Genomic DNA, 12525 nt, shown 5'->3' with positions numbered 1-12525 from the left:
TGAAAAAAAACTGGGGCTTCCAGTCCCAGGCGGCACGGTGGTGATTTGAGATTTTTTCCTGCGAACGTTAGGGTTTATGTTGGTTTCGAGCCTATGGAGCTAGGCAAGCGGGTAGTTACCGACCTGCTAGCCTTGGGAAATGTCGGCGTATTCAGGCGCGCTGTGCACATCGCCTTACAAGGAGAACTGCCGTAATGACTGCAGCCCCCAAACCGAGGAGCACCCTCAACCCACCCGTCTTCTACAGCAGCGCAATCCTCATCTTTCTTCTGGTCTTGTACGCCACTGCATTTCAGGAGCACGCCCAGACGCTCTTCGAGCAAGTCCAGCAATGGATCATCACCAATGCCAGCTGGTTCTACATTCTCACTGTAGCGCTGGTGTTGATCAGTGTGGTGTTTCTGGCCGTGAGCCGTTACGGCGATATCAAGCTGGGCCCGGACCACAGTGAGCCGGATTACCGCAAGAGCAGTTGGTTTGCCATGCTGTTCTCGGCTGGCATGGGGATCGGCCTCATGTTCTTTGGCGTGGCCGAGCCGGTCATGCACTTCACCACGCCGCCCGTAGGTGATCCCGGCACCGTTGCCGCGGCCCGTGAAGCGATGAAAATCACCTTTTTCCATTGGGGCCTGCATGCCTGGGCAATCTACGCCATCGTCGCGCTCATTCTGGCCTATTTCAGCTTTCGCAACGGCCTGCCCTTGACCTTGCGCTCGGCGCTCTATCCGCTGATCGGCGAGCGGATTTACGGCCCTATCGGGCATGCCGTCGATGTTTTCGCCATTCTCGGCACAGTGTTCGGCGTGGCGACCTCGTTGGGTTATGGGGTATTGCAGATCAACAGTGGTTTCCACTACGTGTTCGGTTTGCCAGTGAACACTACCGTGCAAGTCACCCTCATCGCCGCCACCTGCGCATTGGCGACGCTCTCGGTGGCCAGCGGTCTGGATAAAGGGATTCGCATCCTCTCCGAGCTCAACCTGAGCCTGGCGGTTATCCTGATGCTGTTCGTGCTGCTGCTAGGGCCCACGGTGTTCCTGTTGCAGACCTATGTACAGAATACCGGCGCCTATCTGTCCGACATCGTCAACAAAACCTTCAACCTCTACGCGTATGAGCCTACTGACTGGATCGGTGGCTGGACCTTGTTGTACTGGGGCTGGTGGTTGTCCTGGTCGCCGTTCGTGGGCCTGTTCATCGCACGTATTTCTCGAGGCCGGACCATTCGCGAGTTCGTCTGCGGCGTACTGTTCGTGCCCGCGGGTTTCACCCTGCTGTGGATGACCGTGTTCGGCGACTCGGCAATTCATATGATCCTCAACGATGGCGTCAAGGAGCTGGCAGCGGTGGTCAGTGAAGACAGTTCCCTTGCCCTGTTTGCCTTCCTTGAGCATTTCCCGTTCTCCAGCGTCGTTTCGTTGATCGCGGTGCTGATGGTTGTGGTGTTTTTTGTGACGTCGGCGGACTCCGGTGCGCTGGTAGTGGATATGCTGGCTTCGTCCGGGCAAGGCCATTCACCGCTGTGGCAACGTATCTTCTGGTCAGTCAGCATTGGCGCGGTGGCGATCGCGTTGTTGCTGGCCAACGGGCTCAAGGCGTTGCAGACGGCGACCATCGCGAGTGCTTTGCCGTTCGCTGCCATCTTGCTGATCTCGATCTGGGGCTTGTTCAAGGCGCTCAGTCTGGATGCCACTCGCCGGGGGTTGCGTAATCAGGCCTTGCCTGGCCCCCGGCATGGCCGTGACCCGCACGGAGGCTGGCAGCGTCGACTGCGCAGTATCGCCATGATGCCGCGTCGGGCCCATGTGACCCGCTTCATCGCCGAGGTGGTAAAGCCCGCCTGTGACGAGGTCGCCGTAGAGTTGCGCAAGCAAGGTTACGACGTGAATGTGGGTGAACGCGACGATGGGCGGGTTACGCTCGAACTCTCCCATGCCGGTGAGGGGCGTTTCCTTTACGAAGTACGGCCACGGGCATTCAATACGCCAAGCTTCGTCATGCGCGATACCGAAGACGGCGGCGATGCCCGCAAGTATTTCCGCGCCGAAGTGCATTTGCGCGAAGGCGGCCAGGACTACGACATCATGGGCTGGAGCCGCGACGACGTGATAGGCGACATCCTGGATCAGTACGAGCGCCACCTGCATTACCTGCACGTGGTGAGCTGACGTTGATTCGCTCCTGCCCTGGCTTCGTCAGGGCAGGGCGGTTGGCCTGCTGTAATCACATCTATCAAAGTCGAAACCACATCACGACTGGCTTGCCGGCTGGAACAGCCCACGAACGACTTCCCGCAACCACCGATTGCCACTGTCCTGATGATATCGGGCATGCCAATGCTGTTTGACTGTGAACCCCTCCACCGCAAACGGGCAGTCATGCACCCGTAGCCCATGCATGTCAGCCAGTGTCTGCCCGATATGCCGCGGCAGGGTGGCCAGTAGATCCGTGGTGCCGATTATCATCCCCAACCCGAGAAACGCCGGCAGCTCCAGCATGATCCGCCGCTCGATCCCGGCCCGCGCCAATCCTGCCTCCAGCAGCTTCTGCCCGGTGCCGAAACTGATCTGGACATGCCCCTCGGCGCGGTAGCGGGTCAAGTTCATGCCCTTGCCCAGGCGGGGATGCAGCGGGTTGCTCAGGCACACCCAGTCCTGCTCGAACAGCACCTGCTGGTACATCCCTCCACCCAGCCAGGGTACGAAGCCGATGGCCAGGTCCGCTTCGCCCGATTCCAGCGCGCTCTCTGTATTGCCATCGATGCGCGCTGCCTCCAGGCGGATGCCGGGGGCATGGTTGCGCAGGTGGTTGAGGATGCTCGGCAGCAAGGTGATATGGCTGGCATCGCTGACGCACAGGCGAAAGCGCCGCTGCGCTGTGCCGGCGATGAACTGCGGTTCCCAGGCGGTCAGCCGCCGCAGCGATTCCAGCACCTCGCGGCACGGCCCGATCAACTGGTCTGCGCGTGGGGTAGGGGCCATGCCGCCAGGCGTGCGCACGAACAGCGGGTCGCTCAACTGTTCACGCAGGCGCGCCAGCCAGATGCTGATGGTCGGCTGGCTCTGCACCAACTGCTCGGCGGCGCGGGTCACGCTGCGGCACTGGTACAGCACGTCGAACAGCTGCAGCAGCTTGGGTTCGGGCAGGGCCTCCAGCGCTTTCATTATTGCGAATCTCAATGATGGTATTGAAGCCATTGTATAGCGCAAATAACCCTCGCTGCATAAGGTAGTCGCAAACCACAGGAGGTCTGCGACGTGAAAATCTGCATTCTGGGCGCCGGTGCCCTGGGCTGCGCCATTGGTGCGGCCCTGAGCGAGGCGGGGCATGAAACCTGGTTGTTGAACCGCGGCCGGGCGCACGTCGAGGCGATGAACCTGCACGGGCTTCAGGTGCACGACGAACGAGGTGAGCGGCAGATACCGGTCAACGCTGCTATCGAAGCCGAAGATGTCGGCGTGGCCGACCTGGTGGTGGTGCTGGTGAAGTCGTTCCACACCGCCGAGGCCATCGCCGGTGCTGCCGCGCTGATCGGGCCGCAGACGCTGGTGCTGTCGCTGCAGAATGGCCTCGGTCACGAAGACATCCTGGCCGACGCCGTCGGTCGTGAGCGGGTGCTGGCCGGCAAGACCTATGTCGGTGGCGTGCTGCTGGCGCCCGGTTCGATCCGCGCAGGCGTAGCCGGCAAACAGACCTTTATCGGTGAACTGGATGGCCAGCTGACACCGCGGGTGCAGGCCATCGCCGAAGTCTTCAACGGCGCCGGGTTGGCCACCACGGTCAGCGACAACATTCTTGGAACCATGTGGGACAAACTGCTGGTCAACGTCGCCACCGGCGCATTAAGCGGCATCACCATGCTCAGCTATGGCCAGCTGTACAGCGAGCCGCTGCTGGAAAGTACCGCCAAGGCCGCCGTGGCCGAAGCCATCGCCGTGGCCGAGCGCGCTGGCATCCGACTCAGCCTGAGCAGCCCTGACGCCGCCTGGACCTTGGCCGCTGAGGGCCTGCCGGCGAGCTTTCGCACCTCGATGCTGCAGAGCCTGGAAAAAGGCTCGATCAGCGAAATCGACTTCATCAACGGCTCCGTCGTGCGCTGGGGCCAGCGCCATGGCGTGGCCACGCCGGTCAATGCGACCCTGGTGGCCTGCATCAAGGGCATCGAGCGCGCCATGGCCGATCACCAGAAGAGGGATACCCCATGAGCCAGGCAAAAGCCTACCTCGAACACGTGGCGTTCTGGGTGCAGGACATCCAGTGGCATATCCGCTTTTTCAGCGAGGTATGTGGCATGACCATGCGTGAAGTGCAGGGCGACGTCGAGCAGCCGGCGCAGTACTGGACCCTCGGCGGCCTGCAGTTCATCCATCAGCCGGACTTCACTGGGCCAGAGGGGCGCATGGCGCACTTGGGCATCATGTGCGAGGACCTGGAGGCGGCATTGACCGCCGCCCAGCGCTTTGGCGTCAGCGAAATGCCTCAAGGCCGCAACTGGCTGCGCCTGCCAGACGGCCTGGCAGTGGAATTCATCCAGGCGCGGCCGGCGAAATGCGTGGCCCAGGCACTGGCCATCGACCCGCGTGCGCAGGTGCAGGCATGAGCGTGATTGAAAAGTACTGGGACGATGCCCGCGAAGGCGACGAATGCATCAGCCCGACATACACCGTGACCCGCGAACGCATCCTGGCTTACGCCGATCTCACTGGCGACCACACCCCGGTGCATGTCGACGAGGCCTACGCCAACGCCAGCCACTTTGGCTGCCTGGTGGCCCACGGCCTGTTCGGCTTGTCGATCGCCGATGGCCTGAAAACCCAGTGCGAGTACCGCTTCCTGCCGGGCATGTCGCTGGGCTGGACCTGGGACTTCGTGCTGCCGATCAAGGTCAATGACGTGCTGCATGTGCGCATGCGGGTGGGGGCGATGCGCCCCAGCAATAGCCGCCCAGGCTGGGGCATCGTGGTGCTGCCATCGGAACTGATCAACCAGCACGGCGACGTCGTGCAGCGTGGCGAGCACCGGCTGATGGTGCCGCGGAGGATAGAAGCATGAGTCAGCCATTACCCTTGGCGGGTATCCGCGTCATCGACTACAGCCACTTCCTTGCCGGGCCTTATGTGGGGCGCTGCCTGGCGGCGCTGGGTGCCGAGGTGATCAAGGTCGAACGGCCGGGCAGCGGCGATGCCGGTCGCCAGCATGCATTTACCCTGGACGATCAGCAGAGCGGCTATTTCCTGCAGCTGAACATGGGCAAGCAGGGCGTCAGCGTCAATATGAAGGACCCGCGTGGCAAGGCATTCATGCAGCGCCTGAGCGATTCGGCGGACGTCTTCATCGAGAACTACCGCCCAGGCGCGCTGGACAAGCTGGGCCTGGGCTACGCCGAGCTGTCGGCGCGCAACCCGCGCCTGGTGTACTGCTCGATTTCCGCCTACGGCCACACCGGGCCGGACGCCCACCGCGCCGGCTTCGGGCTGATCGCCGAAGCCAAGAGCGGCATCATGCAGATGGTTGGCGTGCCGGGCGAAGCGCCGCCGCTGCTGCGCATTTCGCTGGGTGACATGTACACCGGCATTCACGCAGTGGCGGCGATCAATGCCGCGCTGCTCGGTCGGGTGAGCAGTGGCCGTGGCCAGCACATCGACATGGCCCTGTATGACACCCTGGTGTCGATGCACGAATACGCGGTGCAGTGCTACACCTTGTCTGGCGGCACCGTGCTGCCCCAACAGACCGGCCACGACATGCCCACCTCGACCCTGTACGGCGTGTTCCGTGCCGCCGACGGTGACCTGGTGATCGCTGCCCAGGTCGACGATGCCTGGCGGCGCTTCGCCGCCATGCTCGAAGCCAACGGCGGCCCGCCCGGGTTCGGTAGCGACCGCCGCTATCACCACCTCAACGGCCGCAACGCTCACCGCGAGACGATCCTGGCGGTGGTCCGTGACTGGGTTGGCGCGCGCCGGGTGGCTGACATCCTCACGCTGCTCGATGGCATCGACATCCCCAGTGCCAAGGTGCAGTGCATTGACGAGGTGCTGGCCGACCCGCAGATCCAGGCCCGCAACATGGTCATCGAACAGCAGCACCCACGCTACGGCACCTTGCGCCTGCCCAACCTGCCGTTCCGATTTTCCGACTGCGACACCACCATCCACCAGGTAGCCCCGGACCTCGGCCAGCACAATGCCGAAGTCGCTGCCGGGCTTGGCTTCAGCCCTGAAGAAATCACCGCCATGCAGGCAGACGGTGTGCTGTTTACTCAAGGAGTTGCGCGATGAGCGACCGCTACGCAGTGATCGGCCGGCCGATCAACCACACCAAGTCCCCTTTGATTCATGGCCTGTTCGCCGAGGCCAGCGGCCAGGCGCTGGAGTACGGCGCCATCGAAGGCGGGCTGGATGATTTCGAAACCCAGGTGCTGCATTTTCGTCGTGACGGCGGGCGGGGCATGAACATCACCGCGCCGTTCAAGTTGCGGGCCTTCGAGCTGGCCGATCGGCGCAGCGAGCGGGCCCAATTGGCACGGGCGGCCAATGCGCTGAAGTTCGAGGATGGTCGTATCCTGGCGGAGAACTTCGACGGTATCGGTTTGTTGCGGGACATCGAAGAAAACCTCGGCGAACCTCTGCGTGATACGCGCGTGCTCATGCTCGGCGCCGGCGGCGCCGTTCGCGGTGCGTTGCTGCCGTTTTTGCAGGCCGGGCCTCGCGAGCTGGTGATTGCCAACCGCGATATGGCCAAGGCACTGACGTTACGCAACGAACTGAATCACCCACGGTTGCGCATCAGTCGCTACGAAGAGCTGGAAGGGCTGGGTTTCGACATCGTTGTCAACGCTACCTCCGCCAGCCTGACGGGTGAGCTGCCGCCGCTACCCAAGGGCGTACTGGCCGAGACGCGCCTGGCGTATGAGCTGGCGTATGGCAAAGGCCTGACGCCGTTTCTGCGTATGGCGAAAGCGCAAGGTGTAGCGCGCATGGCCGACGGCGTCGGCATGCTGGTCGAGCAGGCGGCGGAAGCTTTCGCCTGGTGGCGAGGGGTACGACCTGAAACCCGTGGCGTGATCGATCGACTGACCATTGCGCTGGAGTAAGCCGTGGTCGTCGGCCCAACATTTTCTCGAAACACGGCGTAGAGATCCGAAACCCCCAGTAGGCGGACATCACGGAAGTGATGTTCGCCCAGCCTGTTGTTCATTCAGATGCAAACGATGGTCGCTCGGCGAACCATGCCACCGCCAGCGCCTTGAACGCCTCAGCCGAAGGCGTCAGCGGATAGCGCTGGTCATGCGCCAGTACGATGCTGTGGGTTGGCAGTTTTTCCTCAGTCGGCCGACACACCAGCGCATGACCATCATAACTACGGTCACCAAATGGCCGGGTGTAGATCAGCGCCACGCCAAACCCGTTGGCGACGAGGCTGCGCTGCAACTCGAAGGTGCGTACACGGTGCACAACGGCGGGTGAAAGGTCGTAAAAGCTGAACAGATCCAGCACATGTTGCCAACTGTGGACCTGATCGGTGACTACCAGGGTGTATTCAGCTAGCGCCTTGAGACTGACGCGCGACTGCTTGGCCAGCGGGTGATCGGCCGCCAGCAGTACCTGGGCCGTCAGCTGACACAGCTGGGTGCAATGCGTGTTCGCTGGTAAACCCAGATCGTAGGTGATGGCCAGTTCTATCGCCCCCTCGCTGAGCCGCTTGCCAACATAATCGAAGCTGCCATCGCGCATGTCGACCGTGACCCTTGGGCAGGACTCCTGCATCCGTCGCACAATTTGTGGCAGGCAATACGGCGCCAGGTCTTCAAAACAGCCGACTACCAGTTCACCGACACACTCGCCTGCGTTGGCATTGATCTCGGCAAAGGTCTGGGCCTCTGCCAGCACGCGGCGGGCCTGGACCATGACCGTACGACCGAACGGGGTCAGCGATATCCCCAGGCCACGCTGGCGTATGAAGATCGACTGACCCAGCACCTCCTCCAGTTCGGTGATGGCCGCCGAAATGGAAGGCTGTGAAACATGAAGCTCCATGGCGGCAGTGGTCAGGTTTCCGTGCTTGGCCGCTGCGAGCGCGTAGCGAAGCTGTCGCAGTGTGAACTTCATAGGTTTTTCCGTGGTGATGCATCAGGACTTATTATTTTATCCTTTTTTGAGGTTGTGAAATATTTCTCCTGCGCAGTGATCATCTTGTTTGGGAGCGTCACAATGACAATTACAAAAGCTCTGCTGACCACGACACTTTCTTTAGGGCTGCTGGCGTCCGCCGGCGTCAGCCAGGCGGCCGGTTGGTGCGAGTCGGGCAAGCCGGTGAAGTTCGCCGGTTTGAACTGGGAAAGCGGGATGCTGCTCACCGAGGTGATGCAGTTCGTGCTGAAAAATGGCTACGGCTGTGACACCGACAGCCTGCCGGGTAACTCCATCTCCATGGAAAACGCCCTGAGCAGCAACGATATCCAGGTGTTCGCCGAGGAGTGGGTAGGGCGCAGCGAGGTCTGGAACAAGGCGGCGGCCGCCGGCAAGGTCGTCGGCGTCGGCTCGCCGGTGGCTGGCGCGGTCGAAGGCTGGTATGTGCCGCGCTATGTGATCGAAGGCGATGCCAGGCGCAAACTCGAAGCCAAAGCACCGAACCTCAAGAGCATTGCCGACCTGGGGCAATACGCCCAGGTATTCAAGGACCCCGAAGAACCGGACAAGGGGCGCTTCTACAACTGCCCGGCCGGCTGGACCTGCGAGCTGGACAACAGCGAAATGCTCAAGCGCTATGGCCTGGAGAACACCTACACCAACTTCCGCCCGGGCACCGGCCCGGCACTGGATGCCGCCGTGCTGTCGAGCTACAAGCGTGGCGAGCCGATCCTCTTCTACTACTGGTCGCCAACCCCGCTGATGGGCCAGGCCGACCTGGTCAAGCTGGACGAGCACCCAGGCGTGGATAAATCCGTGACCATCAAGGTGGGTGTGTCGAAGGCCTTCCACGAGCAGGCACCAGAACTGGTGGCTGTGCTGGAAAAGGTCAATCTGCCGGTCGATCTGCTGAATCAGAACCTGGGACGCATGAGCAAGGAGCGTATCGAGGCGGCGGAACTGGCCAGGTTGTTCTTCAAGGAGCACCCCGAAGTCTGGCACAGCTGGGTCAGCGAAGACGCAGCCAAAAAGGTCGACGCGGCACTCTGAGGGCGTGGACGGGTCCGGCGCCTGCCGGGCGTGCCACCTAGCAGTCCGCTTCATGCACTTGCTCGAGAGAAATCCATGTTCCCGAAAAACTTCACGTTTTCCATTGCCGACTGGGTCAATGGCTGGGTTGATGCGCTGGTCACTCACTACGGTGACGTGTTCCGGCACATTTCCGAGACCCTGCTGTGGGCCATCGTCAACCTCGAAGGTTTGCTGCGCGCAACACCCTGGTGGCTGATGCTGGCCATCGTCGGCGGTATTGCCTGGCACGCCACCCGTCGAGTCGTACCCACCGCGGTGATCGTAGGTTTGCTGTTCCTGGTCGGTGCGGTCGGGCTCTGGGACAAGCTGATGCAGACCCTGGCGCTGATGCTGGTAGCAACGCTGATCTCGGTTCTGGTCGGCATTCCGCTGGGTATCCTGTCGGCGCGCAACGATCGCCTGCGGGCGGTGTTGATGCCGCTGCTGGACATCATGCAGACAATGCCCAGCTTCGTGTACCTGATCCCGGTATTGATGCTGTTCGGCCTGGGCAAGGTGCCGGCGATCTTCGCCACTGTCATCTATGCCGCCCCGCCACTGATTCGCCTGACCGACCTGGGCATTCGCCAGGTGGATGGCGAGGTCATGGAAGCGATCAATGCGTTCGGTGCCAACCGGCTGCAACAACTGTTTGGCGTGCAGTTGCCGCTGGCGTTGCCGAGCATCATGGCCGGTATCAACCAGACCACCATGATGGCCCTGTCGATGGTCGTCATCGCGTCGATGATCGGTGCCCGTGGCTTGGGCGAAGACGTCCTTGTCGGCATCCAGACCCTGAATGTCGGCCGCGGCCTCGAAGCGGGGCTGGCCATTGTGATTCTGGCGGTTGTGATCGACCGCATTACCCAGGCCTATGGCCGGCCACGGCATGGGGTGGGCAAATGAGCGCCAAGCAGACGATGAACAAGATCGAAGTCAACCATGTCTTCAAGATATTCGGTGCGCGTGCCGAAGATGCCCTGAAACTGATCCGCCAGAACAAGACCAAGGAGCAGGTGCTGGCCGAAACCGGCTGCGTGGTCGGGGTCAACGATCTCTCGTTGTCCATCGGCAGCGGCGAGATCTTCGTGATCATGGGCCTGTCAGGCTCGGGCAAGTCGACCCTGGTGCGTCACTTCAACCGCCTGATCGACCCGACCAGCGGCGAGATCCTGGTCGATGGCGAGGACATCCTGCAATACGACATGCAAGCCCTGCGCGAATTCCGCCGGCGCAAGATCAGCATGGTGTTCCAGAGCTTCGGCCTGTTGCCGCACCGCAGCGTGCTGGACAACGTCGCTTACGGGTTGAAAGTCCGTGGCGAGGGCAAAGCGTTGTGCACAGAGCGTGCCCTGCACTGGATCCACACCGTGGGCCTCAAGGGTTACGAAAAATCGTACCCGCACCAGCTGTCGGGCGGCATGCGCCAGCGCGTCGGCCTGGCGCGTGCGTTGGCTGCCGACACCGATATCATCCTGATGGACGAAGCCTTCAGTGCGCTCGACCCACTGATTCGCGCCGAAATGCAGGACCAGTTGCTGGAACTGCAAAAGACCCTGCACAAGACCATCGTCTTCATCACTCACGACCTGGACGAAGCGGTGCGTATCGGCAACCGAATTGCCATTCTCAAGGACGGGCGCCTGATCCAGGTCGGCACGCCCAAAGAAATCCTCTACCAGCCTGCGGACGAATACGTCGATCGTTTCGTGCAGCGTCGCGTAGCTTCGCTTTAAGGACCCGCGAGTATGTCGTTTGCCGAAAAAATCATCATCGCCGAGGCGCCCGTTCGCTGGCAGGACGTGGTGGCTGTGGCCCGGCATGGAGCGAAGCTTGAGCTGGCCCCATCGGCCTGGGCGCGGATCGATAACGCCCAGGCGATTGTCCAGCGCATCGTATCCAGCGGTGACCGCGCCTATGGCGTCAACACCGGGCTTGGCGCCTTGTGCAATGTTTCGTTACAGGACGAACAACTCAGCCAGCTGTCGCACAACACCTTGCTCAGCCATGCCTGTGGCGTGGGTGCCGCGCTGTCGGACGAACAGACCCGGGCGATCATGTGCGCGGCGATCATCAACTTCTGCCAGGGCCGTTCCGGCCTTCAGCGCAAGGTGGTCGAGGCGCTGCTGACGCTGCTCAACCAGCACATCACCCCGCAGGTGCCGAAACAGGGGTCGGTGGGGTATCTGACCCATATGGCCCATATCAGCATCAGCTTGCTGGGCGTCGGCCAGGTCAGTTATCGCGGCCAGATCGTGCCAGCGCAGCAAGCCTTGGCCGAGGTCGGACTGGCACCGGTCAAACTGGGTGCCAAGGATGGTCTGTGCCTGGTCAACGGTACGCCCTGCATGACCGGTCTGAGCTGCCTGTCCCTGGACGATGCCACCCGGCTGAGCCAATGGGCGGACGTTATCAGCGCCATGAGCTTCGAGGCCCTGCGCGGCCAACTCGATGCCTTCGACCCAGAAATCATCGCGCTGAAACCCCACCCTGGCATGCAGCGGGTGGGCAGCAACTTGCGTCGCCTGCTGGACGGTAGCGAAATCATTGCCGGCAGCCATGGCATTCGCACCCAGGACGCTTTGAGCATTCGCTCGATCCCGCAGGTTCATGGTGCCGCGCGCGACCAGTTGGACCACGCCGCGCGGCAGATCGAAACCGAACTCAACTCCACCACCGACAATCCGATATTGCTGGGTACACCCGAGTCGTATCGGGTGGTTTCGCAGGCGAATCCGCATGGCCAGTCGGTGGCCATGGCGGCCGACTTGCTGGCCATCGCGGTGGCCGAGATCGGGGCGATTGCCGAGCGTCGTCTCGATCGCCTGATCAACCCGCTGGTCAGCGGTTTGCCGGCCTTTCTGGTTAGCCAGCCGGGTGTGAACTCGGGCATGATGATTGTCCAGTACGTCGCCGCTTCTCTCTGTGCAGAAAACCGTCAGCTGGCGCAACCGGCGGTCATCGACAACTACGTCACCTCCGGTCTGCAGGAGGATCATCTGAGCATGGGCACCAATGCCGGTTTGAAGCTGCACCGCGCCCTGCAGAACTGCACGCAGATCCTTGCCATCGAATACCTGTTGGCCGCCCAGGCTTTCGAGTTCTTCAAAGAGCAGCGCTTTGGCGCAGGTACCCACATTGCCTGGCGGTTGTTGCGCGAACGGGTCCCGGCCTACACCCAGGACCGTTGGCTGGCCCCGGATATCGCCAGCAGTGCATCGATCCTGAAGGACCCCAGCCTGCCTGGCGCTGCTTTCCCCGGGCTGCTGTGACAGATGTAGGCAGCTGGCGAACTTCCTGGCCTGTTGCAGTTTGATGAGCG

Annotated in this window: 12 protein-coding genes; 10 read left to right on the top strand and 2 right to left on the bottom strand. The window is 62.0% G+C overall.

The annotated features are described in order from the left end of the window. The first annotated feature begins 194 nt into the window (after window positions 1-194). Window positions 195-2168, top strand: coding sequence for a BCCT family transporter (locus tag AC5O5R_RS16095; protein ID WP_172223196.1), 1974 nt, complete (start codon window positions 195-197; stop codon window positions 2166-2168). Window positions 2169-2249: 81 nt separating this feature from the next. On the opposite strand, the gene AC5O5R_RS16090 is transcribed toward AC5O5R_RS16095, so the two are convergent. Beyond that, window positions 2250-3164 carry a LysR family transcriptional regulator gene (locus AC5O5R_RS16090; RefSeq protein ID WP_494514532.1) on the bottom strand — a complete coding sequence of 305 codons (915 nt, stop codon included), beginning with the start codon at window positions 3162-3164 and terminating at the stop codon, window positions 2250-2252. A gap of 93 nt (window positions 3165-3257) precedes the next feature. On the opposite strand from AC5O5R_RS16090, the gene AC5O5R_RS16085 reads away from it, so the two are divergent. The 5 genes from AC5O5R_RS16085 to aroE are packed head-to-tail and all read left to right on the top strand — an operon-like array spanning window position 3258 to window position 7096. Further along, window positions 3258-4205 (top strand): ketopantoate reductase family protein, encoded by a 948-nt coding sequence (locus AC5O5R_RS16085; RefSeq protein WP_172223203.1) that lies wholly within the window; start codon window positions 3258-3260, stop codon window positions 4203-4205. Further along, on the top strand, window positions 4202-4600 hold the full coding sequence (locus AC5O5R_RS16080) for a VOC family protein (RefSeq protein ID WP_172223206.1): 399 nt from the start codon (window positions 4202-4204) through the stop codon (window positions 4598-4600). Before AC5O5R_RS16085 ends, AC5O5R_RS16080 begins: the two co-directional genes overlap by 4 nt. After that, window positions 4597-5052 carry a MaoC family dehydratase gene (locus AC5O5R_RS16075; RefSeq protein ID WP_172223209.1) on the top strand — a complete coding sequence of 152 codons (456 nt, stop codon included), beginning with the start codon at window positions 4597-4599 and terminating at the stop codon, window positions 5050-5052. The genes AC5O5R_RS16080 and AC5O5R_RS16075 overlap by 4 nt, the downstream gene beginning before the upstream one ends. Beyond that, entirely contained in the window at window positions 5049-6281 is a 1233-nt protein-coding gene (locus AC5O5R_RS16070) for a CaiB/BaiF CoA transferase family protein (RefSeq protein WP_172223213.1), read from the top strand. Before AC5O5R_RS16075 ends, AC5O5R_RS16070 begins: the two co-directional genes overlap by 4 nt. Then, entirely contained in the window at window positions 6278-7096 is an 819-nt protein-coding gene (gene aroE / locus AC5O5R_RS16065) for a shikimate dehydrogenase (protein ID WP_172223216.1), read from the top strand. Before AC5O5R_RS16070 ends, aroE begins: the two co-directional genes overlap by 4 nt. Window positions 7097-7196: 100 nt before the next feature. On the opposite strand, the gene AC5O5R_RS16060 is transcribed toward aroE, so the two are convergent. Then, on the bottom strand, window positions 7197-8111 hold the full coding sequence (locus tag AC5O5R_RS16060; RefSeq protein WP_172223219.1) for a LysR family transcriptional regulator: 915 nt from the start codon (window positions 8109-8111) through the stop codon (window positions 7197-7199). 102 nt (window positions 8112-8213) lie between these two features. On the opposite strand from AC5O5R_RS16060, the gene AC5O5R_RS16055 reads away from it, so the two are divergent. The 4 genes from AC5O5R_RS16055 (at window position 8214) to AC5O5R_RS16040 (ending at window position 12475) form a co-directional block, all read left to right on the top strand. Continuing rightward, complete coding sequence (locus AC5O5R_RS16055) at window positions 8214-9182, top strand: ABC transporter substrate-binding protein (protein WP_172223223.1); 969 nt, start codon at window positions 8214-8216, stop codon at window positions 9180-9182. 75 nt (window positions 9183-9257) lie between these two features. Continuing rightward, window positions 9258-10109, top strand: a complete 852-nt coding sequence (locus AC5O5R_RS16050; RefSeq protein WP_172223226.1) for an ABC transporter permease — start codon at window positions 9258-9260, stop codon at window positions 10107-10109. After that, window positions 10106-10939 (top strand): quaternary amine ABC transporter ATP-binding protein, encoded by an 834-nt coding sequence (locus AC5O5R_RS16045; RefSeq protein ID WP_172223229.1) that lies wholly within the window; start codon window positions 10106-10108, stop codon window positions 10937-10939. Before AC5O5R_RS16050 ends, AC5O5R_RS16045 begins: the two co-directional genes overlap by 4 nt. A gap of 12 nt (window positions 10940-10951) precedes the next feature. After that, complete coding sequence (locus AC5O5R_RS16040) at window positions 10952-12475, top strand: HAL/PAL/TAL family ammonia-lyase (protein WP_172223232.1); 1524 nt, start codon at window positions 10952-10954, stop codon at window positions 12473-12475. The last annotated feature ends 50 nt before the right edge of the window (window positions 12476-12525 follow it).

The organism is Pseudomonas sp. 8_5_2 (genome assembly GCF_059295255.1).
This window is presented reverse-complemented; position numbering and strand designations above follow the sequence as displayed.